The sequence below is a fragment of the Psychrobacter sp. M13 genome (assembly GCF_030718935.1).
Taxonomy (GTDB): Bacteria; Pseudomonadota; Gammaproteobacteria; order Pseudomonadales; family Moraxellaceae; genus Psychrobacter; species Psychrobacter immobilis_G.
Genome location: NZ_CP132194.1, coordinates 1,137,341 through 1,163,641 on the forward strand (window position 1 = coordinate 1,137,341; position 26,301 = coordinate 1,163,641).

The following is a 26,301-nucleotide window of genomic DNA, read 5'->3' on the forward strand; positions in this document are numbered from 1 at the left end:
TTTTGCTTTTGCACCTTATATAACTAGTTGACGTTTTATATTATCTTGGATGTTATGAAATTACAGATTTTAAGTGACTTACATATAGATAGTTATGCTAGGCAATCACATCCTATAGGGCATATTCCTAAGACTGATGCTGACATAGTGTTAGTCGCAGGAGATACGGCTAACAGCGATAGTGGTATGCCATGGTTACAGCAGCAAGCCACACGTTTGCAAGTGCCACTGATTACTGTTGCGGGTAATCACGAATACTTTGGTGAAGATGTGCTGCATTTTGATCATAAACTGGCAACGTGGGATAATTATAACGCTGCAAATAATCAAGGTGTAAGAGTACTACAATGCCAGCATATAGATATTGGCGAAATACGCATTTTAGGCTGTACATTGTGGACGGATTACCAATATCAAGCCGACGAGGATACGATGGAAGTCGCCAAACGCTTTATGCGCGATTATAAGCAAATCTATGCTGGAGATGAGCTATTCTCGCCTGAGGTCTCTATGCAGATCCATAGCAAGCAGCGTCAATGGCTCAGGCAGGCGCTAATCACAGCTCAGAAGCTAGGCAAGACGTCAGTAGTCATGAGCCATCATAGTATTAGTCCGTTATCTGTTTCTAAAAAGTACGCCACCTTACCAAGTAATGCCGCCTTTGTTAGTGATTTATCAGGGTGGATGAGTGAGCCTTGGGCGCCAAAATTATGGGTGCATGGTCATACTCATGAGGCTTTTGATTATAGTATTGATAAAACCCGTGTCATTGTTAATCCGCGTGCTTATCCTAACGAGATTAGCAGTACTTCTATAGAATTTGCTTGGGATAAAGTCATTGAGATTTGATGGTTGTTTATAAGGTGCTAATTTTAACTTTATTTTATAATTGCCAAACCTATATTGTATTCACTCTAAATCAAAAATCTGCTACGCTGATAGCTATGAGCAAACAACCAGATACGCCTGATAAAGTATATGCCTCTAATACTTTAGTTAAATCTCGTCTAAATGTCACAACGCCCGCGCACCTACCTGATAGTATGGTGCCATCGGTCAATCTATTGCCTGACTGTAAGCGTCTCATTCTATTTACTCGTCACTCATTACGTGAACGCTCTGATGGCAATGGGTTTGCCAGCTATCAGCTACCATTGACGTCTAAAGGGCGGGTACTTGCCAAGTCTTGGGGGCGCTGGCTCGATAGTAATCTGCCTTATTCGCTAGATGTTGATAGCATATCCAGTCCGATAGGTCGTTGCATCGATACGGCGCAGCTGATGCAAGAGGGTGCAGGTTTGCAGCGTGATATTGCGCATCAGTCGCTACTGGTCGAGCCTGGCAGCTTAGTCACTGATTCTGAAACTGTAAGTGCAGTATTTAAAGAAATTGGTGTGCTCAATTTTATCAATCGTTTTTTACAAGGCAGCATTGAGGGCACCAAAAATGCTTATCAAGGCGGTTTGGACATTTTATCGCTACTTTATCAGCACCAGCCTGAGCAAAATCATTTAATGCTGGCCGTTAGCCACGATACTTTATTATCTGCCTTTTTGGCCGTGATGCTTGATACTCCAGAGATTGACTGGAATGATTGGCCAAAGATGATGGAAGGGGTGTTTTTATGGTTTGATGATAAGCCATTTATAGAAACCAGTGCTCATTTTATTTGGCGAGGTGAGGTCTATACGCGTAGTGTCAGTAGCTTATTGGAGGGTTATCGCGCATCAGGGTTTCATTCTAGTCAGTTATTACTGCCCCCAGAGGTCAAGTGGACTTGAGGGCTGGATGAAAGACACAGGTCTACAATCGCTAAACTACTATTCTACCTTTGCCATAACTAAACTGAGAGCTATTGCCTAAGCGCTGACCGTGTGCGCAAAGTTGTCTACCGTATGCTAGCTGCTCAATCTGCCATGATTGCAAAGCAGAATGGACGTCATGACAATTTGACACTAGTGCCTGTACTAATGCCAGTGCATTTGCTGCAGCTTTTGCCGTACTCGCTGCAGTATGAGGTCTTGGAATAAAAGCGGCGTCACCTATTAGCGCAATAGTAGCAAAAGCCATTTGTGGTACTTCTAAATCTAAGATCGATTGCACAAAGGGAGCTTTAGTAGCGGCAACTAAGGTCTTAAATGGCTCAACAAGTACGAGATCAGCATAATCACGCATCGTGCGCTCACTGCTAGTAGCTATCATATCTGGTGGAATAGAATGGGCACGTTGTTTATCGTTTTTATCCGTGAGAATAGCAGGTAGCTCGGTCTGCTCATCGTAATTCACATACCAAACCCAATTAAACCGCCGTGTACCTGAAACAAGTGACTCATTCTCACCAGGGATAAGGTAGGCTAAGATCTGCGAATTTGGAAAGTCATAAAATACAAAGCGCTCAGTAAATATTGCGGCAGCATTCGATGGCAAGTCAGCTTCATCAACTAGGCCTCGAAAAGCGACATAACCAGCATATTGAGGCTTATAGTTAGGAAGCAGTTGCTGACGCACAGTGGACTGTGGCCCATCAGCGCCAATTAATAAATCAGCAGTCTCAATAGTGCCATCAGCAAAAATAGCCGTCGCTTTGTTATCGTTTGTTTGCACTTTAATTAGTGTTTTGCCTTGATGGTAGTGATCGTCTGGAAAGCTCTTACGCATTGAGCGATAGAGAATATTCCAAGAAGTTAGGGTTTGGCGCATTGCCATCTTTTCAATATGGCCGTCTTTTTGAATATAATAACGCTCAGTAGCATCTACCCCCAAAGTATCAGTGGCAATGCCTGCTTGCTTAAAAACTCTAATGACATCTGCCTGTAGCACCACACCGCCGCCGCGACTATCTAAACTATGCGCTGAGCGCTCATAAATATCTACCTGCCAGCCAATGGTGCGTAGCAGTACTCCGGCAAATAACCCTGCTAAAGAGCCGCCTATTATAATGGCGCGTTTATCTATAGATTCTGTTAAAGCTTGCACTGAAGATCTCCTAAGTTTAAATACCTATCGCTCCTATTATTTTTTAGTTTAAAGTGTTTTGCTCTAAGCACTAATGTTTTTAGGTATTATTTTAATTATTAATTGTTTTAATCGCCCATTATTTTAGGGTCTGTTGAACATTCACAAGTAGGCACTGCTGATAGCTAAAATGGTTCTAGTTTAAGTAAAAATCGCAGGTAATGCAGATGCCTTGGCTAGCTGATTTTAGTTAGACGGTTACAACGAATAGGGCAATTTTAGCATCAGCCTGCAAGGACAGGACTCTTTTTTGCCGATTCGTCATCAAAAAGATCCGCTTAGAGTGACTAAACTAGATATTTTTAATCTAGAATCGCCTAAAAAATAGTCACTGCCAGTGCCACGGTCGAATGTTCAACAGACCCTAATATTTAAAAATCTTAATTTTGAGAATTTTTAAGTTTTAAGTCTTAGGTTTCAAGCGTTAGCAGTTACAGGTATTATTTGAGCGCCCATAAAAAAACCTTGCCTCGGTATTGAACCTAAGGCAAGGTTTTGATGCGTACAGTCTAAATCAAACAGTCTTAAGCTTGTAAGCCTTTGATAGTTTTATTTAGGCGACTTTTACGACGAGCCGCTTTATTCTTATGAATGATACCTTTGTCAGCCATACGATCTAAAACTGGTACCGCTTTTTTATAAGCTTCGGTAGCAGCATCATAATCTTTGGCTGCGATAGCCGCATCAACACGCTTTAAATAAGTACGAACCATAGAGCGTTGTGACGCAGAGTTCTGACGACGTTTAGTGTTTTGACGGGCGCGTTTACGAGCTTGTGCAGTATTAGCCACGCGTATCTCCTTGATAAAAGACAGGTAAAAAATGAATGTAACTTGCAACAGTGCAATAATGAATTGAACCATCATCAATGACGAGCAGCCGTCTCACAATTGATAATATCGATGCTAAATATAAACTAGGTATAAATAGGCCATCGCAATCGTTAAATCTATTTGGAATAATTAAATAGACTCAACCAGTAAAGGCGGTTATCTTAACAAATTATTGAGCTTAGGACAATGTATTTGACAGCGAATGCGTAAACAAACAGGTCACTGTACTGGGATGAGATCAATAAGACTTTCGCTTTTCATAAAACGGTTTATGATATTCTTCATGCTCTGATAGATTATAATACTCTGATAGAATCTCTTACAATAAATTATCAACAATACATTCAGTCATGTGCTCAGCTTAGGTATGATAGGGAAATAATAACTGAATGACTTTGGTAGCCGCAATTAGCTTAGTGTTGATACATGAAGGCTGTTTTTAATGGCTCTATTTAACACTATTACTCGGCAACAATATTTTGATGGAATGAGTCAAATATGCAACGAAAAGCAATAATAATTGGGGCGACAGGACTGGTAGGGCAGCACCTTGTAAAACAATTGAGTGAGCTTTATGATACTTTGATTGTTATTGCTAGGCGACCACCGCGCTTTATCAATGCCAGCATGCGATTTTATCAGGTCAATGACTTTGACAATTTAACCGAAGTATTTGCTAGTGTGGGCGTCAATAAGAGCACCGATGCTTTTAGCTGCTTGGGAACGACCAAAAAACAAGCGGGTAGTGATGAGGTCTTTAGAAAAGTGGACCACGATTACAATGTCACCTTTGCTAAGCTATGTCATGATAAAGGCGTTGAGAGATTTTTCTTATTATCATCAATGAATGCTGATATTGATAGCCGATTTCTATACAATAAAGTAAAAGCTGAAACTGAGCATTCAATTACGTCGCTTAACTTTATGCAATTCATAATATTTCGTCCGTCGCTATTATTGGGTAAGCATAAAGGCCGTCCTTTAGAGAGTATTAGTCAGAAGGTTTTTGGACTAGTATCGCCGTTGATATCTGAGTCTTTATCTCTGCATCCTATCTCGGCCAAACGTGTGGCTAGCGCCATGGCGATGAGTGTTCATGATATTTATGAGCGTAATAAGTATCAGAATGGTCCTTTAGATAATCGTGTTACCCTGATAGAGAATAAGCAAATGCTAACGATGACTCGAGTCAAATAGAACGAGCTTTGGCTGCTATTGGCTTCTATCTGTTGGCTTCCAACTTCTAAAAGCTGCGTTATTCTAATTTTTAAGCTAGAGTATGTCCGGATTTGATAACATTCACTTTGATTGGCAAGTAACTATCTTGCTGTACTTGCTTGCTGTGCTTATGATTCAATCGAGAATATACCCTAAATTGAATTTTAATGATGTTTTGCGAAATAGCTTAAGTGATTATTAAATTTGATCTTACTTTTAGCTCAGAATAATTATTAACAAGGAGTGTGTATATGTCAGAAACTACTATGAATAAAGAGAATTTTGTTACTTGTGATTTGTTGGATGCCAATCCTGAATCGCAAGTATGTTTGCCAAACATAGAAGGCAAATCGTTTTATAGCTTTGGCGCTAAGGATAAGTTCTGCGGTGAAATCGTCACAGTTAAATGTTTTGAAGACAATAGCCGTGTTAAAGCGCTACTCAATAGCGATGGTAAAGACAAAAGTGGTGAAGGCAAGGTGTTAGTGATTGATGGCGGTGGCTCAATGCGCTGTGCTCTACTTGGCGATATGATTGCACAAGCCGCGATAGACAATGGCTGGGCTGGGGTAGTCGTTTATGGCTGCGTCCGTGATGTCGACGATATGGCACAGATGGAACTTGGTGTTATGGCGCTAGGCTGTATCCCACGCAAATCAACACGCCGTGATGAAGGTCAAACGGATATTGAAGTTAGCTTTGGCGATTTAACGCTTAATTCTGGCATGTTCATCTATGCCGATAATAATGGCATGATCGCAAGCGACAAAGCACTACTCTAGCTCAAGCAAGCTTATCTTAAGCTAAATGTAAATCTAAATCTAAAATCTCAGCGTAGTTGCTGGGATTTTTTGCATGAGTAATGACTGCTTTGATAACAACCTTGATTAGAGTTTCGACAATAATTTTGCTAATAATAGTTTTAATCACAAACCGTTACGGCATACATTTTGGTCAAAAGCCAAAACTTTCGTATAATGGTTATCTGACTCCTAACTTTGATCCTATTCGCTATGCCTATCACTGCTTTAACTGACGCCTTTGCTCCGATCAATCAACAGTTATTTCCAATAAAAGATACTCAGCGGCGCTGGCTGGCACCTGTGCATGGTGCGGTCAGTAGTCTATGGCTGGCAAGCTTAGTCAAATCGCCAGTATGGGATGTGGCTGAGCGTCTAAAGGTGGTAGTAACCCGCGATCAAAACCAGCTCAACCAAATAGAGACCGAATTGGCCTTTTGCGGTGTTGATGCTTATGTGTTTCCTGATTGGGAGACCTTAACTTATGATGAGCTGTCGCCGCATCAAGATATTGTCAGCGAGCGGATTAATTTACTGACAGATATGCCAAGCTCAGGGGTGATGCTCATATCGATACAGGCGCTTATGCATCGAGTGGCGCCGCCCAGCTGGTTGATTGGTCAGCATTTTGACTTAAGTGTTGGTGATCGATTTGATATTAACACTCAGCGTGAGTTACTAGCTAAGGCGGGTTATCGCGCCGTTGAGAATGTTTTTGAGCCGGGTGAGTTTGCGGTACGTGGCAGTATTATTGATATCTTTGCAATGGGGCAGCCGTTTCCACTGCGTCTGGATCTGTTCGATGATGAGATTGAGAGCATTCGTTTTTTTCATCCTCAGACCCAGCGTACCTTAACTGAAGATGACTTAAAGTCTATGCTATCGGGCAATGATAGTAGTATGGGTCAAGAGTCGATATCGCTACTACATAAGCTACCGGATATCTCAAAGCCGATTGAGCAGTTTCAGATCTTACCTGCCAAAGAGTTTCCTTTGGAAGAAGGACGCGAGACCTTTCGCATGAACTTCGCTGCTATGTTCCCAAATGTTAGTAGCCGCAAGTCTGAGCTGCATAAGGACGTGATGGCAGGTATCGCTAGCAGCGGACTTGAGTATTATCAGCCCTTGTTTTTTGATCTAAAAGATTGGGCACAGCAGAGTAGTCTATTTGCCTATCTGCCAAGTGATACGCTATTTATCACCGATGAGCACATCAGTGAGCGGCAGGTAGATTACTGGTCGCAGATTCAACGTCGTTATGAGGAGCGTCGACACGATATCGACAAACCAATTGTCGCGCCTGAATTACTGTATCTATTATCAAATACTCTTAATGAGCAGTTAAACAATTATCCACGAGTGATATTGAGCGCAGATGCAAAGCTTGCGACCATGAGCGATGTTGCTGCGATTGATGATGTTACCACAATCGATAATGACAGTTTACAGCTTGATTCAAACGTACATAAGCAAAAAGGCTTAGTGACCCTAAGTGCCGAAGAGCCACCACAACTTGCCGTTAATCATCAAAAATCTGAACCGTTAGCTGCGCTATTAGATTTTCTATCATTACAAGGGCAAACCAATACACCAGTCTTAATCGTTGCCGAAACGGCAGGTCGCCGTGAGATACTGATTGAGCTATTTAAGGGTAAGATAGATATTACCGCTTATGCTAGCTTTAAAGACTTTCTAGCAGCGCCCAAAATAGCGGCTATCAGTAGTAATAACGGTGCAAGTGCGCGTCCACGAGTAGGGCTAACCGTTGCGCCCATTGAGCGCGGCGTCTATGTCCCTGAACGTCTAGTCATGATTAGCGAAACTCAGCTTTTTGGCAGGCAAGTATTGCAAACGCGCAGGCGGCGTCAAAGCGGGGTGTCAGAGGAGTTCTTAGTTAAGAGCGTCACTGAGATGACGCAAGGCAGTCCTATTGTCCATATCGAACACGGTATTGGCCGCTACAACGGCCTGATTACTTTGGATGTTGGCGATGGCGAACAAGAATTTATTCATCTTAAGTACGCGGAAGAAGCTAGTATTTACGTGCCTGTAGCCAATTTGCAAATGATCAGCCGCTACAGTGGTGGCGATCCAGCGCTCGCGCCACTACACAAGATAGGCAGCGGTAAATGGGATCGCGCCAAACAAAAAGCTTTAGAGCAAATTCATGATGTGGCAGCAGAGCTACTCAATATGCAGGCGCGCCGCGAAGCCAAAGTCGGTATTCACTTCAAAATCGATATTTCGCAGTATGAGCTGTTTGCCAGTCAGTTTGAATTTGAAGAAACGCCCGATCAAGCCAATGCTATTCATGCTGTCATGAATGATATGAAACAAAACCAGCCTATGGATCGTCTGATATGTGGCGATGTTGGCTTTGGTAAAACTGAGGTCGCCATGCGTGCCGCCTTTATTGCGGTAAGCGCAGGCTATCAAGTCGCAGTGCTCGTGCCGACGACTCTATTGGCAGGGCAGCATGAGGATAATTTCCGCAATCGCTTTGCAGATTGGCCCGTACGTATTGAGACTTTGTCGCGATTTGGTGGTAAAAAACATCAACAAACCGTATTAACTGATTTAGCCGCTGGTAAAGTCGATATTGTTATTGGTACTCACAAATTATTGCAATCTGACGTTAAATTTTCTAATTTAGGCCTCATGGTCGTAGATGAAGAGCATCGCTTTGGGGTACGTCATAAAGAGCGCATCAAAGCCATTCAGACGGATGTCGATAGTATGTCGATGACCGCAACCCCTATACCGCGTACGTTGAATATGGCGCTATCGGGTATGCGTGATATGTCGATTATCGCAACTCCTCCTGCACGGCGCTTATCGATCAAAACCTTTGTCATGGCAAAGAGTGACGCGCTGATGAAAGAGGCTATCTTGCGTGAGCTCTTACGCGGTGGACAGGTGTATCTGTTGCATAACGATGTTGCAAGCATCGAGCGCATGGCAGAGACTATCCGCGAGCTAGTCCCTGAGGCACGAGTAGGAGTCGCTCATGGTCAAATGCCCGAAAACCAACTTGAGCAAGTCATGCAGCAATATTATCATAAAAAGTTCAATGTGCTGATATGCTCAACCATCATTGAAACAGGTATTGATGTGCCCAATGCCAATACTATTATTATTGAGCGGGCTGATAAATTTGGTCTAGCGCAGTTGCATCAGCTCCGTGGTCGGGTGGGTCGCAGTCATCATCAAGCTTATTGCTACTTGCTTGTGCCATCGATTAAAGGGCTAAAAGGGGATGCTAAGCGCCGCTTGCATGCGATTGAGCGTGCTAATACGTTAGGCGCTGGCTTTATGCTGGCAAGTGAGGACTTGGAGATTCGCGGGGCAGGTGAGATATTGGGTAAGCAGCAAAGTGGTAATATGCAAGCGATAGGTTTTAGCTTGTATATGGATATGCTTGAACGCGCCACCAAAGCGATTAAAGCAGGCAAAGAGCCTGATTTGAATACGCCGCTGTCCTTGACTAGCGAGATTAATCTGCACAGCTCAGCGCTGATACCAGAAGAGTATTTGCACGATGTACATCAGCGTTTATTATTCTATAAGCGTATTAGCAGTGCTGATGATAAAGATAGTCTCATTGATATACGTACCGAGATGATTGATCGTTTTGGCACACTACCCGATCAGACTAAGCAGCTCTTTGCCGTTCATGGTTTGCGTATTCAAGCCGAACCGCTACTAATTAATAAGATTGATGCCAGTAGCAACAGTGTGACTTTAGAGTTTGCTCCTGACACACCAGTAGATGCGCTGGCCATTATCAAATTGATTCAATCAGATGCCAAACGCTACCGGATGAATGGTGCGTCTGGCATTCGCTTTAGTGATGCGGATAAGCTTGTCACAGCTCAGCAACGTGTGACTATTGTCCAAGAGCTATTGGCTTATTTTAATAATCATATAGTGGTAGAGACTGCTTAGCTATTTTTATAGCTAGGGCCAGCGCATATTTAGATGCCACTACTTAATTAGCCGAATAACTGGTAAAATATGGACATTACGCGGGCTTACGATTTAAGCTCTATACTTTTATAATAAATAACAAGAGATACTGTCATTATGTTCCAACTGCATCCTAAACTTGCTGCTGATAGTTTTTTGGTAGGTGATTTTCCATTATCGACTTGTCGTTTGATTAACGATTGCCAATTTCCTTGGCTGATCTTAGTGCCACGAGTTTCAGGTATCAAAGAGCTATATGAGCTGTCTGAAGCGGATCAAACGCAGTTTTTGCGGGAGTCTAGTTGGTTGTCAAGCCAGCTAGCTAAGACTTTTCAAGCAGAAAAAATGAACGTTGCCGCTTTAGGTAATCAAGTGCCACAGCTGCATTTTCATCATATTGTCCGTTATCAGAACGATTTACAATGGCCGAATCCAGTATGGGGTGTACCAGCTGTTCCTTATACCAAAGAGGTTATGGCGCAGATGCAGCAAACACTTATGATGGCATTACGTGGACATCATCAAATGCCGTTTGATTGGCAAATGTGATTGGTTTATTAATAATTTTTAAGTATTAAATTCTAATTTAGTATCTCATTCTGAAATATAAAAAGCCTACTATCATTACGATGGTAGGCTTTTGATTTTTTGATGCAAATATTTTTAAAGCAATCTTAGTGGTTTTCTTTGGCATGATTTAACGTATATTTAGGAATCTCAATAGTCAAGTCGTCGTCTTCAACCATAACCTGACAAGACAGTCGCGAATCAGGCTCAAGTCCCCAAGCTCGATCCAGCAAATCCGCTTCGATATCATCCATTTCATCCAGACCATTAAAGCCTTTGCGTACGACTACATGACAGGTAGTACAAGCCTTAGACATCTCACAGGCATGTTCTATTTTTATACCTTTTTCTAATAAGGCTTTACATAAGTTGTTGCCTGCTTCAAGCTCAACTTCAACCCCTTCAGGGCAAATCTCAAAATGAGGCAGTATAGTAATCTTTGGCATAATTCGTGTATCCGCTGCTAATTGATTCAATTAAAATTTATTAAGTATTCAAGCTAAATCTATCTAATTCTAAAATCTACCAGTCCTGTGCTTTGGTGCCAGCCATACTAGTTTGTACGCTTTGATTCATAATACGGGCAGCAAAAGTGTCGCTATGTGGTTTAAGCTTGCTTTTCTGCGCTTCAATCAATACTGAGTCGTTGGTCGTTAAAACCTCTTGCATATCTTGCATTTGCTTAGCTAGTGCTTGTTGCTCCTCGGTATCTAACAACTCACCAAACTCTGTCAAAGCCGATTGTAATGCTAGCAGCTCACGCTCGCTTTCAACCTTTGTCTCAATCAAAGAGCGGGCATTTTTATCTTCTTCAGCATGCTTAAATCCAGCAACCAGTAGTTGCTCCTTTTGCTCATCGGATAACCCATAAGCTGGGGTAATCTCAATCTTACTTTCGGTTTTAGTCGTTGTCTCTTGCGCACTAACCGTCAGCTGACCGTTGGCATCGATACTAAAAGTAACTTCAATACGGGCAAAACCTGCTTTCATAGGAGGGATGCCAAATAGCTCAAATCGACCGAGCGAGCGACAGTTATCGACCGTTTCGCGCTCGCCTTGTACCACATGAATAACCATGCCTGTCTGTCCGTCTTGATAGGTAGTAAAGACTTGACGCTTTTTGACAGGGATAGGGGTGTTACGTGGGATAAGCACTTCAACCAGACCGCCCATAGTCTCAAGTCCTAATGATAAAGGCGTGACATCAAGGAGTAGCAGGTTATTATCACTATCACCATTTATCAATTGATGAGCAGTCTGTGCTGCACCCAAAGCAACAACTTCATCAGGATTGAGTCGACATAAAGGCTCTCTAGCAAAAAACTCAGCAACGATCTGTTGTACCGCTGGCATACGTGTAGAGCCGCCGACTAATATTACCTCATCTAAGTCATCAATGCTTAATTTAGCATCGCGTAGCACTTGCGCGCATACGCTGAGCGTACGACGATTTACAGGTTCAGCAATAGCCAACAAGTCTTCGCGGTTCATTGTCCCTTTAAAAGCCTGCTCATTAACCACAATGTCGATAACCACTTGCTCATTATCAGTCAATGCTTGCTTGTAAGCTTTGGCTTGTTGCGCCAGTATTGATTTATCATGCAAGCTGACATCAACAGGGTTGATATCAAGCTGCTTAATCAGCCAATTAGTCAATAATCGATCGATATCATCACCGCCCAAAGCACTATTGCCGCCAGTCGCTAGTACTTCAAAAACACCGTCGGTTAGCTTTAAGATAGAGACATCAAAGGTGCCACCGCCTAAATCATAAATAAGATAATATTTTTGCAGATTGTTCTGGGTACTGTTACCAGTAGCAATAGAATCAGTAGCTTGATCGGCCTGATCTAAGCCATAGGCAACTGCTGCTGCCGTAGGCTCGTTGAGCAGACGTAATACCTTTATACCAGCGGCTTGCGCGGCATCTTTAGTGGCTTGACGCTGAGCTTCATCGAAGTAGGCTGGCACAGTGATAACGGCGCCCTCGATGCTATCATCAGGCAAAGCATCGCTAGCACGCTGTTTGAGTACGGATAGTATATGTGCTGAAACGGCAACAGGTGACACCTCACCTTGGGCGGTAACAAAAGCAGGCATCGCATCTTTAGCACCACTCAACTGATAAGGATGTGAGAATTTAATATCGGCTTGACTGCGACCCATAAAGCGCTTGGCTGAGATAATAGTATTCTGAGGATCATCTGCTAAGTGAGCCAAGGCGTCAACGCCAACTACTGGAGTGCCAGTGGCAGGGTAATAGACGACTGAGGGCAATAGGTTATCTTTACCATTGTCAGCTTCTAGTACTTGTGCCTTACCCGAGCGGACTACTGCGACTAATGAGCGGGTAGTACCCAAATCAATACCGATTCCAAAACGATGCTGATGAGGCTGGGCGCTTTGATTGGGTTCAGCGATCTGTAATAAAGACATAAGACAACTCAAAGATTATAAGAATAAGAGGGATAAAAGTTTTAACTTGAAAGTGCAGATTATACGGTATTATTAGTATTAGACGTATAAATCATCATCAGTTTGATCGCTTTTGGCGACATCGTCGATGGCAGTAGTAATATCAGCATTTAGTTTGACTAAGAATTTTAGTTTTTGAGTGGCATCAATAGCTTGTGGCCAATCTTGATTCGTATAAGCATTGTCAAAACGTTCTGACTGATTTTGTAGACGCTTAGCAATCTGCGGTTGCAGATGCTTCAAGGTAGCATTGTCTTTATCATCAATGGCGTCATCGAGATCAATACGTAATTGCATGGCATCTTCTAAAAAGTCTAAATCAGCAATAGAGTTCTCTAGGGTTTCAGCCTGTCCCGCTATGTCTAATAAGTAAGCCGCGCGGCTATCGAGATGGCTTAGGGTCTGATAAGCCTGATTGATAATAGCAGAAGCTTGCTCGGCTTGTTGAATGGCTTTGGCAGTATCTGTATCACCTTGCAAAGTGCTTTTTTCGACATTATCAGGATGATACTGTTTTTGTAGATGACGCAACCGCTCATCAAGCTCATTTTGTGCAAGCTTGAACTGGATAGGCTGCTTAAATAAAGCAAAGAAATCATCAAATTGAGTATCAACTGCTACTGTCATAACAAAACCTTGTTGTATAAGTTGCTTGAATGGTAATAATGCTTAAATTTTAATACTTGAAAGTGTTTTACGATGATTTTGGACAACACAATCCATTTAACTGCTTGAATAATCAAACGTTATACCGTAAAAGATTCACCGCAGCCACATTCACCTTTTTGATTGGGATTAGTGAATTTAAAGCCTTCATTCAAGCCTTCTTTTTCATAATCCATCAATAAGCCATTTAAATAAACTAAGCTTTTTGGATCAATAAAAATACTGACATCACGACTCTCATAACGAGTATCGTTTTCATCAGGCGTATCTACGAACTCTAAGACATAAGCCAAACCTGAGCAACCTGCAGTACGAATACCCACACGAATGCCTTCACCTTTGCCGCGATTGTCCAAAAAATCTCGAACATGCTGAGCGGCGCGTTCTGTCATTTCAATCATGCCAACTCCTATTAATTGTTTAAATTATAGTCAATTGTAGAATATTTTAATAATTAAGATAAAATAAAAGGCGACAATCAAAGTCATTGTCACCTTTATAGCTAAGCTAGCTCTTTGTAAATCTTTACAGCTAACTTAGCTTTTGACATAAGATACAGTATTGATTAGTTAGCAGCTACTTCTTCAGTGTCAGCTACAGCATGCTTACCTTTGTAATCGCTAATAGCAGCTTTGATAGCATCTTCCGCTAGTACAGAGCAATGCACCTTAACAGGTGGCAGAGCAAGCTCTTCTGCGATATCACTGTTCTTGATTTCGCCAGCTTGATCTAAGCTTTTACCTTTTAACCACTCAGTCACAAGTGAGCTTGAAGCGATAGCTGAACCACAACCATAGGTTTTAAAGCGAGCATCTTCGATGATACCGTTGTTATCAACCTGAATTTGTAAGCGCATTACATCGCCACAAGCAGGAGCGCCAACCATACCGGTGCCAACGTTTTCGGCGTTTTTATCAAAATTACCAACGTTGCGTGGATTTTCGTAATGATCAATAACTTGGTCACTATAGGCCATGAGTTTTCTCCTGGTTAGTCGATGAATAAAACATTTGTATCGTTAACTATTCATCTAAATTGGGGTCAAACGATCAAACCTAATACTTCAATAAGCAATCGTTTGATAAATAGTAAATTAAGATGGTGAGCATTAAATATTAATGTTCAGCCCATTCTACTGAATCTAAATCAACACCTTCTTGGTACATATCCCAAAGTGGTGATAGGGCACGTAACTTATCAACCGCAGCATGCATTTGGCTAATAACCGTATCGATATCTTCTTCGGTAGTATAACGACCAAAGCTAAAGCGGATTGAGCTATGAGCCAGCTCATCTGGACGACCGATTGCACGTAACACGTACGATGGCTCTAAGGTCGCTGATGTACAAGCTGAACCTGATGATACTGCCAAATCTTTCAGTGACATCATAAGCGATTCGCCTTCAACAAAGTTAAAGCTAATGTTGACGATATTCGGTACGCTGTGCTCAAGATCACCATTGAGATAGATCTCTTCGATATCTTGCAAACCGTCCCATAGCTTTTGACGTAGCTTAGCGGCATGAGCGTGATCCTCAGCATGACTTGAGTTCGCTAGTTCAAAGGCCGCGCCTAGTCCAACGATTTGATGGGTTGCTAGAGTACCTGAACGCATACCGCGCTCATGACCACCGCCATGCTGCTCAGCCTTCAAGCGAATACGTGGCTTACGACGAACAAATAGTGCGCCAATACCCTTAGGACCATAAGCTTTGTGACCTGAAAAACTCATCAAGTCAAATTTAGTAGTCTCAGCATCAATTTTTATTTTACCGACTGCTTGCGCGGCATCAACATGAAATACGACGCCAGCAGCACGAGTAATTTCGCCAATGGCTTTGATATCAGTAATAGTACCTAGCTCATTGTTTACGACCATAAGTGATACTAAGATAGTATCTTCACGCAGTGCATCAGCCACTTGCTGTGGTAAGATTAACCCTGTGCTTTTTTGTGGTTCAAGATAAGTGATCTCAAACCCTTCTTGCTCAAGCTCACGGCAAGTATCTAATACTGCCTTATGTTCAATCTTACTGGTGATAATATGCTTACCACGAGACTGATAAAAATGAGCTGCGCCTTTGATAGCAAGGTTATCTGACTCAGTAGCGCCAGAGGTGAATACGATCTCGCGAGGATCAGCATTGATAACGTTAGCGACTTGTTCACGCGCCGTTTCAACTGCCTCTTCAGCCTGCCACCCATAGCCATGTGAGCGTGATGCTGGATTGCCAAAAATGCCATCTACAGTCAGATACTCGCTCATCTTAGCAGCTACTGGTCTAGCAACTGGGGTAGTGGCGGCATAATCTAAGTAAATTAGTTGGTTATGTTGACTCATGCTGGGTTTGCCTCGCTGGTCGATAAAGTAATAGTAGTAATGTCATTTAAAGAAGTTATCATCTGACGCTCTGAGATGGATTGAACGTTCTTCATCTCTAATAATTGTGCTAATGTTATATTTTTCAAGTACTGCTCAATATGATTGGATAGAGCACACCACAGGTCGTGAGTTAGGCACATAGTACCGCCTTGGCAATCACCGCGACCTTCACATTGCATCGCATTGACAGACTCATCAACGGCTGAGATTATACTCATGACGTCGATCTGATCAAGTGGCTTCGCTAGGTAGTAGCCACCGGCAGCACCGCGAATGCTAGTGACTAAGCCTTGCTTACGCAATTTAGAAAATAATTGCTCTAAATAAGAGATTGAGATAGATTGGCGCTTGGCGATGTCAGATAAGGAAACTGCGCTATCTTGTTGACTGGTTTGCAGCGCTAAGTCTAGTAACGCAGTGACCGCATATCTACCTCGGGTAGTCAAACGCATAAAGTATCTCCAACTAATAAATAATCCATTAAATTCAATAACGAGCTTATTGTTTGATCGGGCATTGATAGCTTGTTATTGGTTAGTCATCCTATAAAGATTACTGATCTAATAACAGCTGTATGGACACTGTCCGATACCAAACATGGTATAAGTCACAAGTTATCGCTATTAAACAACAGATACTCAAATCAATATATAACAGCTTCTGCGTGTAATATATGCTGCGATAGGGCTATTATACTTAATCCCGACTAATTTAGTCAAGATTAAAATGGTTACTGATGATTAGGTTAACAGATACCTATTATTCATAAAGTTAATCAGTGCAATAGACAACATAACAAGAGGGCCAAAGTATTTATAACGTAGATATTATAAGTACTTTAGCCCCTTATATTTCAGGAATTATCCTAACTCAAAACTGCGTATAAAATAGCAATGATAGCGATAACAATAGCGATAACAGCTGTGATCATCATTGTTTTTTGCTTGCTTTGCAGCTCCTTAACGCTGGTTTCAAGTTCACGATTTTTGATTGTTAAGGTATTGATTTTAGTTTGTTGATCAGCAATGCGAACCTTATAACGATTGGCTTTTTCCTCTTTTTCAGCAGCACTAGGGTTATTGCTGTTGTCTGAACCTTTGAACTTTTTGAGTAAACTTTGGACGAGGCCGCCTAGACCTACTTGAGTGATAAACGCTCTAACCATTTGCACTTGTAGATGTTCACCGCGCATCTGCAATTTATCAATAGTATCGCTGTCATGAGTCGCTATCGCTTTTATGATCTCTACGCTATAAGCATTAATGATGACATCAGGCTCGCTGCGATTAGCAGGGAGCTTGGCATCTAACAGCACCCCTTTATAACTGAAGGTTGCGAATACCTCGATATGTGGCAGATATAGACGTAAACAAACCACAGTACCCTGTTTGGCAAGGGGATAAGCCGCTTTGCGCAAGTCAGAATCTAGACGCAACAATAACGTCAAGGCAGATTCGATGAATACTAATATAATATTAAGTAAAGAGTGGGATAAAGTAGAGCGCTTCATAGGAATAATCCATTAAATGTAGCAAGTTTATATTTAAAATAAAAATAGGTAATTGTTCAAGATAGTTAATTTTAACAAGTAGTTTTTTTTAAATAACTAAATAGTATGAAATGATACACAATAAATAATATAAAGACTCTACTTGGTCTTTTAATTGGGTCGCTTCGCCTATCATAACGAATTCATAATAAAAAGTAAGTGTAGCTATGTCAGTTTGTATATTGTTGCGTCATTCAAAACCCCAATGATAAGTCCAAAACATAAACGATAAGTGGTTGATTTATCAAAGTAGATGCTATCAATTAACTGAGTAAGGTAGGGATTACTTACTAGTGTTTTGCGTAAAGTTGAGTGTTAAATACGTAGCCTAGGTCATTAAAATATGTAAAATTGCTTGCGCTGCCTTGATACCCTTGATATAAAGGCGTTAATACCTCGTTATCGATCGATACGCATAGCAAGTATGGTTTATATTGCTTATCTTTGTGTAGAGCGATACAATAATTGACGTTAGCGTGTATTACAGCCCTTAAACTTGAAGGAAAACTTATGAATAAGTCAGAATTAGTTGATAGCATTGCAGAAAAAAGCGGTTTAAATAAGACTCAAGCTGGTGATGCTTTGAATGCCGTTATGGAAAGCGTTGGCCAAGCTTTAGAAGCTGGTGACAGCATCTCATTAGTAGGCTTTGGTACTTTTAGCGTAAAAGACCGCAAAGCTCGTACTGGTCGTAACCCTAAGACTGGTGAAGAGTTGGCTATCCCTGCCAGCAAAGTGCCTAGCTTTAAAGCAGGTAAGAATTTAAAAGAGCGTTTAAACTAAGCTACTATTGCTAATCGACGCTTTAGCCTATTTTTGAGAGTAGTGATTTGTCGAAAGTAGGTGTTAATAAGCGCATTATTTGTATTTGAATTAAAGCACCTTAGCAGAGGTGCTTTTTTTATGGCTAAATATTGAAGCGTGTTGTCAATTGAATCATGCGAACAATTTCTAGTGTTTTGTCGTGAATATTTTGAGTCTAGATCAAAATTCACGTATCATAGAGCGCGCTAGTAGGACGACTAGCATAGATTTTACTACCACTTTATAGCATACTGACATCTCTTATTTTACCGTTGCCTTGAATGCAAGACTGACTACTGCAATGGTTCTCACTATCATAGGTTAAAAAGCAGAATAAATTATGGATAAACTGCGGGATTTTTTGAAGAGCTGGCCTGGTCGCATTTTATTGATCCTATGCCTATCACCCCTTGCACTGCTAGGGGTAGAAAGCTATTTTGGTGGTTCAGTTGACCCTAATCAAATCGCGCAAGTAGGCGAGGCAAGTGTAGGGTTATCAGAGTACCAAAATGCAGTAAACTCTCGACGTTCTGAGATTCTAGAACAGCTTGATGATGCCAGTTTGCTCAATGAAGATGTGTTGCATCAACAGGTGCTCAAGGGGCTTGTTGATCGTACTTTGTTGGAGCAGCAAGCGGGCAAGCTTGGGATGACTGTATCTGATGACACTATCAATCGTCTATTGCGCCAAGAGCAAGTATTTTTGGATGCTAATGGTGAGTTCTCTAATGATCAGTTCTCAAACTTCTTACGTCAACGTGGCATGAACAAAGAGCAGCTGTTTGCAGAGTTTCGCAATCAGTTAAGCTTAGATCAGCTTAATGCGAGTATCGTAGGGACGGCTATTTATCCTATGCAAGCGGTCAGTCAACTCATTGGTTTGCAGCTAGAGGCGCGCAATCTGTGGGTGCATCGCTTTAATTGGCAAGATTACCAAGCTAAAGTAAAGCTGACCCAAGCAGATATCAAAAGCTACTACGATGCTAATAAAGGGGATTTAAAAAGTGCCGCTATGGTCGATTTGGCCTATATACAGCTAGATCCAGCGACCATCAAAATTGATGAGGTTACCGAAGAGGAAATCGAGCAGCAGTACGAAGCCTACAAACAAAGCTCAGCGGTTGTTGATGAACGTGAGATCAGTCAGATTCTGGTGACGGGTGATAAGAGCAAAGCTCGCGCGGATCAGATAAAGATGCGTTTGGATAAAGGGGAGGCTTTTGCAGCGGTCGCTAAAAAAGACTCTGATGATCCCTCAGGAGCTGACGGCGGCGCTATTGGTCGCTTTAATCCTGCGGTATTCGGGAATGATGCTGACGCAGTTACTAATGCATTACAAGGTTTGAGCGTTGGTGATATCAGCGCGCCTATCAAGACCAGCTTTGGCTATCAGATATTTACAGTCACTCAAGATAATGGTACGCAAGTGCCAACTATTGAGAGCATGCGCTCTGAGCTTAGTGCTAAAGCTAAAGAGTACAAGCGCCAGACTGTGTACGCGGATAAAGTCACCGCGATCAATGATATGGCGGCTGACGGATTAAGTATCGCAGATATTGCGCAGCAAGAGGCTGTAGCGCTAAAGCGTATCAAAGACTATCGTAAAAATAACAACACCTCAGTATTATCGCAGCCAGTAGTCATCAAACAAGCTTTTGATGAATTTACTATCCAAGATCAGGCTGTTACTTCTGGTATAGGGGTTGGTACAGGGACCATATGGGCGCAGCCAAGTAACTATCGCCCTACTCAAACCTTGAGCTTAAAGGCAGCAATGCCGCAGATTACGCAGACTTTATTAAAACAAAAAGCCAGTGCCTTAGCACTTAAAGATGCTCAAAGTATTGCTGCTGGTATCAAGTCGGCCAGTGATATTAACAAACAAGCGGTAAACTTTCAGTCTCTGGGTCAGACCAATCGTCAAACGACGCTATTGAGTGAAAAAGAACGTAGTTTGGCATTTAGTCAACAAGCACCTGCTAATGGCGTGGTGGCTTTGACTAGTGTTACAGAAACAGGCGCTACAGTAATTGTTGGTGATCGTATTGAAACCGAGCAACAAGCGCAGCTCTCTGAAGTAGAGCAAGCGCAAACGGCTCGAATCATTCGCGATAATTTAGGTCAAGATCAACTACAAGATTATCTAGACTATCTACGCTTAGTCTATAAAGTTGAGGTCAATGAGTCGAATATGGCGGGTGCACAAGGCCGTTAATTAGTTAAGCTTAGCTAGGCTAAGTCTTTGAGGTTCAGTCTATAGCAAAAAGCCACTACTTTATCGTAGTGGCTTTTTTAACTTTAGAATATAGGTTTTACTAACAGAGTTGTCTTAAATCTATGTTTTTAGATCTATGCTCCCAAATTTTTATTCTTAAGTCTATGTTCTTAAGTCTATATTAATGACGGAAATGACGCATACCTGTAAACACCATAGCGATACCATGCTCATCAGCGGCCGCGATAGTCTCCTCATCACGCATAGAGCCGCCTGGTTGGATAATGGCAGTTATACCTACCTCAGCGGCGTTATCGATACCATCACGGAATGGGAAAAAGGCATCAGAGGCCATTACTGCACCTGTTGTCGCAAGACCTGCGTGCTCAGCTTTTATAGCTGCGATACGTGCTGAATTGACGCGGCTCATCTGGCCTGCACCAATACCGATAGTACGCTGGTTTTTGCCATAGACAATAGCATTGGACTTGACGTATTTAGCCACATTCCAGCTAAATAATAAGTCAGCAATTTGCGCCTCTGTAGGTTGAACATCCGTGACTATTTTGAGCTCATTGACCCCAACTCGACCCAAATCTTGCTCTTGAACTAAAAGACCGCCAGTGACACGCTTATAATCAAGCTGAGTATTACGTTGTTCAGGTTTTGGTAAGGTGCCTGATACTAAGACTCGCACGTTTTTCTTACTAGCCGTTATTTGTAATACGCCCTCTTCAATGCTTGGCGCAATAATAACTTCTACAAATTGGCTATCAACAATGGCTTTTGCAGTCGCTACTGTCAGTGGTGTGTTGAAAGCGATAATACCGCCAAAAGAAGACTCAGGATCAGTGCTAAAAGCCGTGCGATAGGCAGCTACTTGGTCATGATCTATAGCGACACCACAAGGATTGGCATGTTTGACAATCACACAAGCGGGCGCACTAAAAGTTTTAACGCATTCCAAAGCCGCATCGGTATCAGCAATATTATTATAAGATAACGCTTTGCCTTGTAGCTGCTGAGCAGTTGCGATCGAGGCTTGGCTATCGGCTTGGCTATCGATATAAAAAGCTGCTTGCTGATGAGGGTTCTCACCATAACGCAAATCTTGAGCTTTATTGAGCTGAACGTTAAAGGTGCGCGCAAAAGTCTCTGGCTCTTGAGTATCATTGACCCGGCTACCTAAAAAGTTGGCAATCATACCATCGTACTGAGCCGTATGCTCAAAGGCTTTTACAGCCAAATCATAGCGTAGAGCAGGGGTAAGCTGAATGCCACCATCCAATGCTGTTATAACTCGATTATAATCTTTAGGGTCGGTTACGATGCCTACGTGAGCATGGTTCTTCGCTGCTGCGCGCACCATAGTTGGGCCACCAATATCGATGTTTTCAATAGCGTCATTCATAGTGACATCAGCGCGAGCGATCGTTTGCGCAAACGGGTATAAGTTGACGACGACTAAGTCAATACGTTCAATGTTATGGGCGCTCATGACGTCATCATCCATGCCACGACGAGCTAAAATACCACCATGAATCTTTGGGTGTAAAGTCTTGACACGACCATCCATCATCTCAGGGAAACCAGTATAATCTGATACCTCTGTGACCGCGACATCGTGCTCTTTTAGCAGCCGATAAGTACCACCAGTTGATAAAAGCTGAAAACCTGATTGGATTAGCGCTTGTGCGAATTCAACGATACCAGACTTGTTAGACACTGAGAGTAGAGCAAGTGGGGTTGTACTCATAAGAAAATTTCCGTAAAAAAAGCCTGACAAAAGTGTCTGGCGAGGGATGGTTAGCAGCTATCAGTAAGTCATAGCGATGCTGAGCATCATAATAAAACATTTGAGCGCTTTATACAAAACAGGGTTAGCATTGAGGCTTATTTGATTGATGAGAAAGTCTTATCAACTATTTATGTCACTACATCAAATCATAAGTTTTTAGTTTTTTGCGTAATGTACCCCGATTTAGTCCCAAAACTTGGGCGCATTTGGTTTGATTGCCACGGGTCTGTTCGAGTACTACCGTCAATAATGGTAGCTCTACTTGCGCTAAAATGAGCTCATAAAGTTCGGTCGGCATCTCATCACCTAAAGCGAAAAAATACTCACGTACCGCACGCTCTACATGAACATGAAGAGGCTCAGTAGGATTAAAAATATCAGCACCCTCATCTGAGGAAGGGATGTGAGATGTCATAAGCTAATATCCTAAAACCTTAAAGAGTAAATGTAAAGCTGACAGTAAATACATGGCCTCTAATAAATAGGCTCTATGGTAAAGCTATTAATTTTCTGGGCAGATAAAGGGATTGTAAACATGATACCTAAGCTTTGTTCACCACCAAGCTGACTTTGGTTACTGAGTAGATAGTCCCCTGGCGTAGCGATAAACGCGCCAAGCAAACCCGCTTCGCTATAAACACTTACCTTCAAGTTAGGCAGCAGTTGCGCCTGCGCGCTGCTATTGACTAATTCAGCCTGTAAGTCACTAAAATCAGCATAGGTATTGACTCTACTGCGTCTGATAGACAGCTGAGTGGTATTGAGAGCCGATAAATCAGCATTAGGCAACCCACAAACAACGACTGAACAGATCGCCTGTAAGCGCTTGGCATGTACTGGGTTTTTTATCAGAGTGTTTAGATTGAAGATAATATACTGTGCTATTAACAGTAGTATTAGTACCGCGCAACCCGCTATCCATAGTAGGGTAGCAACAGGTGTTGAGGCGGATCTTGAGGCAGGTGCAACCGTCGGTTGAACGCGATCTAGCATGGGATTGCTATACTGCTGATTTAGAGACGGTTTGTAGTCCAAAATGGTGTTTTTATTGGTTAGTAGATGCGTTAGATGGGTGACAGAAGGTGACCTATCAGATAAAGACTGCTCCTTTTTAACCAGCTTATTAGTGCTGATTTTTTCATCACTTTTTTGTTGAGCACGGTTATCCGTTGAGCTTTGTTGGTCAATACGCTTATCATTGGTAGGGTGGCTAACTACCGCGGATCTAGCTGGGGATTTGTCTTTATTGATAACTGCTGAATGTTGTGCAGGCTTCGCCTTTATCGAGGCGCTAGTAGTAGGTGCTTTTGCGTCAATTGCCGCTGCTGCTGCGACACTATTCGATGAGGTTTTATTAACTTTATCTATTAATTGCTGTTTGCTATTTGCATGCAAATCATCGTTGTGCGTTGTTTTATTTATTGGGTTCTGCCAAGCATTAAAGCTATCAAGTGCTGCAGCCTCTAAATCATGCTCGCCTGAGCGCTGAGTATCTTTAATGTTAGGGCTTTTAACACCCTTTTTATCTGACTTGTTTTTATTTGTCTTTGTGGTGGCTTTAACAGCATCGGTATTAAGGCCAGTGTCACTGGCAACTCTATATATCACTGAGGCAAAATTATAGCTACCGCGTCCTGCTATATTTTCAATACCATTTTGATTAAAAATGCCTTTGTTGTTTTCAAAATCATTTTCGAGCATCGCAGGCTGATCATCAGCAGAAACAACGAGATGATCATTGACCAAAAAAACTTGTTGGCATTGACCACAACGGCCTTTGACGTCTGCTTGGTCTAATTGTTCTTCTAGAACGTCAAAGAGGCTATAGCATTGAGGACAGCGCGTTTGAATAGACAGGGTCATATTATTGAATCCAAAAAATGCGGCAACGACACCGCTTATCTACTGCTAGTATTTGAAATATTTATATAGAAGACTGTCTTTAATACCATAGATTTAAAAAAGCTAAGTAGACACGCTTGATACCAATAAGCTTTAACTCACGATCCCATCGTAACAGATGTAATCAATTGTTGCTAGTCTGTAAATTTACCTGATAGTCGTTGCCAATGCTGATCTTCTTGCGCTGTAAAAGCGTGTTTAGGATCGAGAGAGAAGTAGGGGCTATAAGCGGCACTGACTTGCTCAGTTTGTGATTCAATTAATCCAGCTAATACAATACGACTATTAGATGCCATCAGAGTGGCAAAGTAAGGTGCTAACGATATTAAGGGCTTCGCTAAAATATTAGCCACCATAACATCAACAGGAGCAATAGATTGACTGCGACAAAAATCACGAAAGTCATCAGGTAAAAAAGCTTGCAGTTGACTCTCAACTTTGTTGCGTACTGCATTTTGATTAGTAGCTAGTACGGCTTGTGGATCGATATCTACCGCGTAGACTTGCTTTGCACCCAGCAGCAAGGCGCCAATGCCTAAAATACCTGAGCCACAGCCATAGTCGATGACTATCTTATCCTTTAGGTCTTGCTCAGTGAGCCAATCAAGACATAGCCGAGTGGTCGCATGATAGCCTGTACCAAAGGCTAGGCCTGGATCCATAATGATATTAATAGCCTCAGGTTTGGGCGGCTTAATCCAGTTAGGCACTATCCATAAGTTATTAGCACATTCAATAGGATGATAATGACTCATCCATTCGCGCTCCCAGTCCTTGTCTTCAACAGCGCTTAACCACAGACGACTGGCATTAACCTCAGCACCAATTTCATGACTTAACTGCTCGATAGCTTGCCGACTACTATTGTCAGCACTGCTATTTTCAATACTGACATCAAACAAACCTGTAAGTATGACTTCATCCCACAATGGCGACTCACCTGGAAGCGGCTCAAATAAAGGCTGATCTCCAGCATCATCTAAGGCGATAGATAGAGCGCCTGCCTCTAACAATAATGCTTCTGCAAGATCGACGTTTGCTTTTTCGCATTGTAAGTGCAATTGTTGCCATGCCATAAAATTACCTTATTTTAAATTTAAAGACTCATAGGAGCGTTTGTTAAAAAGAGCACTGTCTTATTATATTGTCTTATTACATTGTTTTAGCAAATATACAGGCTAGCGTAGCGCTTGTTTAGCCTCGTTGATGACTCGAGTACTGTTTTGGGCTTGCCCTGACTGCAATATGATTTGCCATAGTGCGCGCCGACGACTGCTATCTTCTGATACCACAAGACCACGCCTTGCCATAGCTTCAGCCTTACGCGGTTGGTTCTTTTTCAGTGCCACTTGTGCCAAATAAAAATAAACCGCTGATGACTTAGGTGCCATGCGCTGAGCACGGGTAAAGCTGTTCTCCGCAGCGGTTAGTTGCCCTGATTTTAGCTGGTTTATACCTACGTTCATCAGGTTACGAAAGGCAGGTAAGCTACTGTTATCTGAGGTGCTTTGACGGGTCTGCTGCTGAGAGTTTTGTCGAGCGCGCTCAAGCATCTCGCTATGCGATGGCATTGCAGGCATGGATGAGTTACTTGGGCGTTCAGTGATAGCATTATTGGAGCTGGGCTGACTGTACTTTGGATCATAAGGCTCAACTATCGGTTCAGCGGCTTGCTCAACTTTTTGTTGATATACGGTAGACTCATAGGCAGATTCTGCAGTGCTGATATCGGTGTTGTATTGAACAGTATCTTGACTGGACGGTATATAAGGTTCTATAGGATAGGTATTGTTCCCAATAGCACTGTTTTGCTCAAAAGTATCATCAGGATAGCTTTCTTGATATTCATCATCTACAGGATAATCATTATCTACCGAATCTGCTTGAGGTGTAATCGCTTCATTCTGTGATTCAGCAGCTACTATGACTGTCTGTTTCGATATAGTAGTCGGCAGTGGTGTAGAGCTGACAGGCGGAGGTGGTGTCGTTTGACAGGCACTTAGCGTAAGAGCGCCAAACAACGCTAGTATCGATAACTGCCATTTAGAGGACAGCTTGTTACTGTTATATTCGATCATGCCTAAAGCCCCTGACTCTTAGTGTTATTTA

Annotated in this window: 23 protein-coding genes; 8 read left to right on the forward strand and 15 right to left on the reverse strand. The window is 42.2% G+C overall.

The features are described 5' to 3' along the window. The first annotated feature begins 54 nt into the window (after window positions 1-54). Together Q9G97_RS04750 and Q9G97_RS04755 are read left to right on the forward strand one after the other, a co-directional pair. Window positions 55-849, forward strand: a complete 795-nt coding sequence (locus tag Q9G97_RS04750) for a metallophosphoesterase (protein ID WP_305899922.1) — start codon at window positions 55-57, stop codon at window positions 847-849. A gap of 194 nt (window positions 850-1,043) precedes the next feature. Continuing rightward, entirely contained in the window at window positions 1,044-1,781 is a 738-nt protein-coding gene (locus tag Q9G97_RS04755) for a histidine phosphatase family protein (RefSeq protein WP_305900270.1), read from the forward strand. 31 nt (window positions 1,782-1,812) lie between these two features. On the opposite strand, the gene Q9G97_RS04760 is transcribed toward Q9G97_RS04755, so the two are convergent. Both Q9G97_RS04760 and rpsT read right to left on the reverse strand, forming a co-directional pair. After that, window positions 1,813-2,976 (reverse strand): FAD binding domain-containing protein, encoded by a 1,164-nt coding sequence (locus Q9G97_RS04760; protein WP_305899923.1) that lies wholly within the window; start codon window positions 2,974-2,976, stop codon window positions 1,813-1,815. Window positions 2,977-3,539: 563 nt separating this feature from the next. Continuing rightward, window positions 3,540-3,806 carry a 30S ribosomal protein S20 gene (gene rpsT / locus Q9G97_RS04765; RefSeq protein ID WP_010200097.1) on the reverse strand — a complete coding sequence of 89 codons (267 nt, stop codon included), beginning with the start codon at window positions 3,804-3,806 and terminating at the stop codon, window positions 3,540-3,542. A 540-nt stretch (window positions 3,807-4,346) separates the two neighbouring features. Between rpsT and Q9G97_RS04770 the strand changes: the two genes are divergently transcribed. The 4 genes from Q9G97_RS04770 (at window position 4,347) to Q9G97_RS04785 (ending at window position 10,381) form a co-directional block, all read left to right on the forward strand. Next, window positions 4,347-5,045 (forward strand): NAD-dependent epimerase/dehydratase family protein, encoded by a 699-nt coding sequence (locus Q9G97_RS04770; protein ID WP_305899924.1) that lies wholly within the window; start codon window positions 4,347-4,349, stop codon window positions 5,043-5,045. 287 nt (window positions 5,046-5,332) lie between these two features. Beyond that, window positions 5,333-5,848, forward strand: coding sequence for a ribonuclease E activity regulator RraA (rraA, locus tag Q9G97_RS04775; protein WP_305900271.1), 516 nt, complete (start codon window positions 5,333-5,335; stop codon window positions 5,846-5,848). A gap of 231 nt (window positions 5,849-6,079) precedes the next feature. After that, complete coding sequence (mfd, locus tag Q9G97_RS04780; RefSeq protein ID WP_305899925.1) at window positions 6,080-9,811, forward strand: transcription-repair coupling factor; 3,732 nt, start codon at window positions 6,080-6,082, stop codon at window positions 9,809-9,811. A gap of 138 nt (window positions 9,812-9,949) precedes the next feature. Further along, window positions 9,950-10,381, forward strand: a complete 432-nt coding sequence (locus Q9G97_RS04785; RefSeq protein ID WP_201572768.1) for an HIT domain-containing protein — start codon at window positions 9,950-9,952, stop codon at window positions 10,379-10,381. 125 nt (window positions 10,382-10,506) lie between these two features. On the opposite strand, the gene fdx is transcribed toward Q9G97_RS04785, so the two are convergent. From fdx to Q9G97_RS04825, 8 genes are all read right to left on the reverse strand, one after another. Further along, window positions 10,507-10,845, reverse strand: coding sequence for an ISC system 2Fe-2S type ferredoxin (fdx, locus tag Q9G97_RS04790; protein ID WP_201572770.1), 339 nt, complete (start codon window positions 10,843-10,845; stop codon window positions 10,507-10,509). A gap of 76 nt (window positions 10,846-10,921) precedes the next feature. Further along, window positions 10,922-12,835, reverse strand: coding sequence for a Fe-S protein assembly chaperone HscA (hscA, locus tag Q9G97_RS04795; protein WP_305899926.1), 1,914 nt, complete (start codon window positions 12,833-12,835; stop codon window positions 10,922-10,924). A gap of 78 nt (window positions 12,836-12,913) precedes the next feature. Further along, window positions 12,914-13,501, reverse strand: a complete 588-nt coding sequence (hscB, locus tag Q9G97_RS04800) for a Fe-S protein assembly co-chaperone HscB (protein ID WP_305899927.1) — start codon at window positions 13,499-13,501, stop codon at window positions 12,914-12,916. A gap of 119 nt (window positions 13,502-13,620) precedes the next feature. Beyond that, a complete protein-coding gene (gene iscA / locus Q9G97_RS04805; protein WP_201572776.1) occupies window positions 13,621-13,941 on the reverse strand; it encodes an iron-sulfur cluster assembly protein IscA in 321 nt (106 codons plus the stop codon). A gap of 164 nt (window positions 13,942-14,105) precedes the next feature. Beyond that, window positions 14,106-14,516, reverse strand: a complete 411-nt coding sequence (gene iscU, locus Q9G97_RS04810; RefSeq protein ID WP_201572778.1) for a Fe-S cluster assembly scaffold IscU — start codon at window positions 14,514-14,516, stop codon at window positions 14,106-14,108. 139 nt (window positions 14,517-14,655) lie between these two features. Next, window positions 14,656-15,882, reverse strand: a complete 1,227-nt coding sequence (locus Q9G97_RS04815; protein WP_201572780.1) for an IscS subfamily cysteine desulfurase — start codon at window positions 15,880-15,882, stop codon at window positions 14,656-14,658. Next, window positions 15,879-16,376 (reverse strand): Rrf2 family transcriptional regulator, encoded by a 498-nt coding sequence (locus Q9G97_RS04820; RefSeq protein ID WP_201572781.1) that lies wholly within the window; start codon window positions 16,374-16,376, stop codon window positions 15,879-15,881. The genes Q9G97_RS04815 and Q9G97_RS04820 overlap by 4 nt, the downstream gene beginning before the upstream one ends. A gap of 413 nt (window positions 16,377-16,789) precedes the next feature. Continuing rightward, window positions 16,790-17,434: a hypothetical protein gene (locus Q9G97_RS04825; protein ID WP_305899928.1), complete on the reverse strand. Its 645-nt coding sequence runs from the start codon at window positions 17,432-17,434 to the stop codon at window positions 16,790-16,792. Window positions 17,435-17,983: 549 nt separating this feature from the next. Between Q9G97_RS04825 and Q9G97_RS04830 the strand changes: the two genes are divergently transcribed. Both Q9G97_RS04830 and Q9G97_RS04835 read left to right on the forward strand, forming a co-directional pair. Beyond that, a complete protein-coding gene (locus Q9G97_RS04830; protein ID WP_201572785.1) occupies window positions 17,984-18,256 on the forward strand; it encodes an HU family DNA-binding protein in 273 nt (90 codons plus the stop codon). A 361-nt stretch (window positions 18,257-18,617) separates the two neighbouring features. Next, window positions 18,618-20,492, forward strand: a complete 1,875-nt coding sequence (locus Q9G97_RS04835) for a SurA N-terminal domain-containing protein (protein ID WP_305899929.1) — start codon at window positions 18,618-18,620, stop codon at window positions 20,490-20,492. 181 nt (window positions 20,493-20,673) lie between these two features. Here Q9G97_RS04835 and purH read toward each other — a convergent pair whose 3' ends face one another. From purH to Q9G97_RS04860, 5 genes are all read right to left on the reverse strand, one after another. Then, entirely contained in the window at window positions 20,674-22,248 is a 1,575-nt protein-coding gene (gene purH, locus Q9G97_RS04840; RefSeq protein ID WP_305899930.1) for a bifunctional phosphoribosylaminoimidazolecarboxamide formyltransferase/IMP cyclohydrolase, read from the reverse strand. Window positions 22,249-22,426: 178 nt separating this feature from the next. Then, the gene (locus Q9G97_RS04845; protein WP_305899931.1) at window positions 22,427-22,705 is read right to left on the reverse strand and encodes a helix-turn-helix domain-containing protein; all 279 of its coding nucleotides are present in this window, start codon (window positions 22,703-22,705) and stop codon (window positions 22,427-22,429) included. A gap of 59 nt (window positions 22,706-22,764) precedes the next feature. Next, window positions 22,765-24,153, reverse strand: coding sequence for a zinc-ribbon and DUF3426 domain-containing protein (locus tag Q9G97_RS04850; RefSeq protein ID WP_305899932.1), 1,389 nt, complete (start codon window positions 24,151-24,153; stop codon window positions 22,765-22,767). A 173-nt stretch (window positions 24,154-24,326) separates the two neighbouring features. Further along, the gene (gene prmA, locus Q9G97_RS04855; RefSeq protein WP_201572793.1) at window positions 24,327-25,268 is read right to left on the reverse strand and encodes a 50S ribosomal protein L11 methyltransferase; all 942 of its coding nucleotides are present in this window, start codon (window positions 25,266-25,268) and stop codon (window positions 24,327-24,329) included. 102 nt (window positions 25,269-25,370) lie between these two features. Further along, window positions 25,371-26,270: a tetratricopeptide repeat protein gene (locus Q9G97_RS04860; protein ID WP_227680371.1), complete on the reverse strand. Its 900-nt coding sequence runs from the start codon at window positions 26,268-26,270 to the stop codon at window positions 25,371-25,373. Between the last annotated feature and the right edge of the window lie 31 nt (window positions 26,271-26,301).

What these genes read in the sequence shown, in the direction of transcription:
- Q9G97_RS04750 (WP_305899922.1), top strand. Translation starts at nt 55, where the DNA reads ATGAAATTACAGATTTTAAGTGACTTACATATAGATAGTTATGCTAGG.
- Q9G97_RS04755 (WP_305900270.1), top strand. Translation starts at nt 1,044, where the DNA reads ATGGTGCCATCGGTCAATCTATTGCCTGACTGTAAGCGTCTCATTCTA.
- Q9G97_RS04770 (WP_305899924.1), top strand. Translation starts at nt 4,347, where the DNA reads ATGCAACGAAAAGCAATAATAATTGGGGCGACAGGACTGGTAGGGCAG.
- rraA (WP_305900271.1), top strand. Translation starts at nt 5,333, where the DNA reads ATGAATAAAGAGAATTTTGTTACTTGTGATTTGTTGGATGCCAATCCT.
- mfd (WP_305899925.1), top strand. Translation starts at nt 6,080, where the DNA reads ATGCCTATCACTGCTTTAACTGACGCCTTTGCTCCGATCAATCAACAG.
- Q9G97_RS04785 (WP_201572768.1), top strand. Translation starts at nt 9,950, where the DNA reads ATGTTCCAACTGCATCCTAAACTTGCTGCTGATAGTTTTTTGGTAGGT.
- fdx (WP_201572770.1), bottom strand. Translation starts at nt 10,845, where the DNA reads ATGCCAAAGATTACTATACTGCCTCATTTTGAGATTTGCCCTGAAGGG.
- hscA (WP_305899926.1), bottom strand. Translation starts at nt 12,835, where the DNA reads ATGTCTTTATTACAGATCGCTGAACCCAATCAAAGCGCCCAGCCTCAT.
- hscB (WP_305899927.1), bottom strand. Translation starts at nt 13,501, where the DNA reads ATGACAGTAGCAGTTGATACTCAATTTGATGATTTCTTTGCTTTATTT.
- iscA (WP_201572776.1), bottom strand. Translation starts at nt 13,941, where the DNA reads ATGATTGAAATGACAGAACGCGCCGCTCAGCATGTTCGAGATTTTTTG.
- iscU (WP_201572778.1), bottom strand. Translation starts at nt 14,516, where the DNA reads ATGGCCTATAGTGACCAAGTTATTGATCATTACGAAAATCCACGCAAC.
- Q9G97_RS04815 (WP_201572780.1), bottom strand. Translation starts at nt 15,882, where the DNA reads ATGAGTCAACATAACCAACTAATTTACTTAGATTATGCCGCCACTACC.
- Q9G97_RS04820 (WP_201572781.1), bottom strand. Translation starts at nt 16,376, where the DNA reads ATGCGTTTGACTACCCGAGGTAGATATGCGGTCACTGCGTTACTAGAC.
- Q9G97_RS04825 (WP_305899928.1), bottom strand. Translation starts at nt 17,434, where the DNA reads ATGAAGCGCTCTACTTTATCCCACTCTTTACTTAATATTATATTAGTA.
- Q9G97_RS04830 (WP_201572785.1), top strand. Translation starts at nt 17,984, where the DNA reads ATGAATAAGTCAGAATTAGTTGATAGCATTGCAGAAAAAAGCGGTTTA.
- Q9G97_RS04835 (WP_305899929.1), top strand. Translation starts at nt 18,618, where the DNA reads ATGGATAAACTGCGGGATTTTTTGAAGAGCTGGCCTGGTCGCATTTTA.
- purH (WP_305899930.1), bottom strand. Translation starts at nt 22,248, where the DNA reads ATGAGTACAACCCCACTTGCTCTACTCTCAGTGTCTAACAAGTCTGGT.
- Q9G97_RS04845 (WP_305899931.1), bottom strand. Translation starts at nt 22,705, where the DNA reads ATGACATCTCACATCCCTTCCTCAGATGAGGGTGCTGATATTTTTAAT.
- Q9G97_RS04850 (WP_305899932.1), bottom strand. Translation starts at nt 24,153, where the DNA reads ATGACCCTGTCTATTCAAACGCGCTGTCCTCAATGCTATAGCCTCTTT.
- prmA (WP_201572793.1), bottom strand. Translation starts at nt 25,268, where the DNA reads ATGGCATGGCAACAATTGCACTTACAATGCGAAAAAGCAAACGTCGAT.
- Q9G97_RS04860 (WP_227680371.1), bottom strand. Translation starts at nt 26,270, where the DNA reads ATGATCGAATATAACAGTAACAAGCTGTCCTCTAAATGGCAGTTATCG.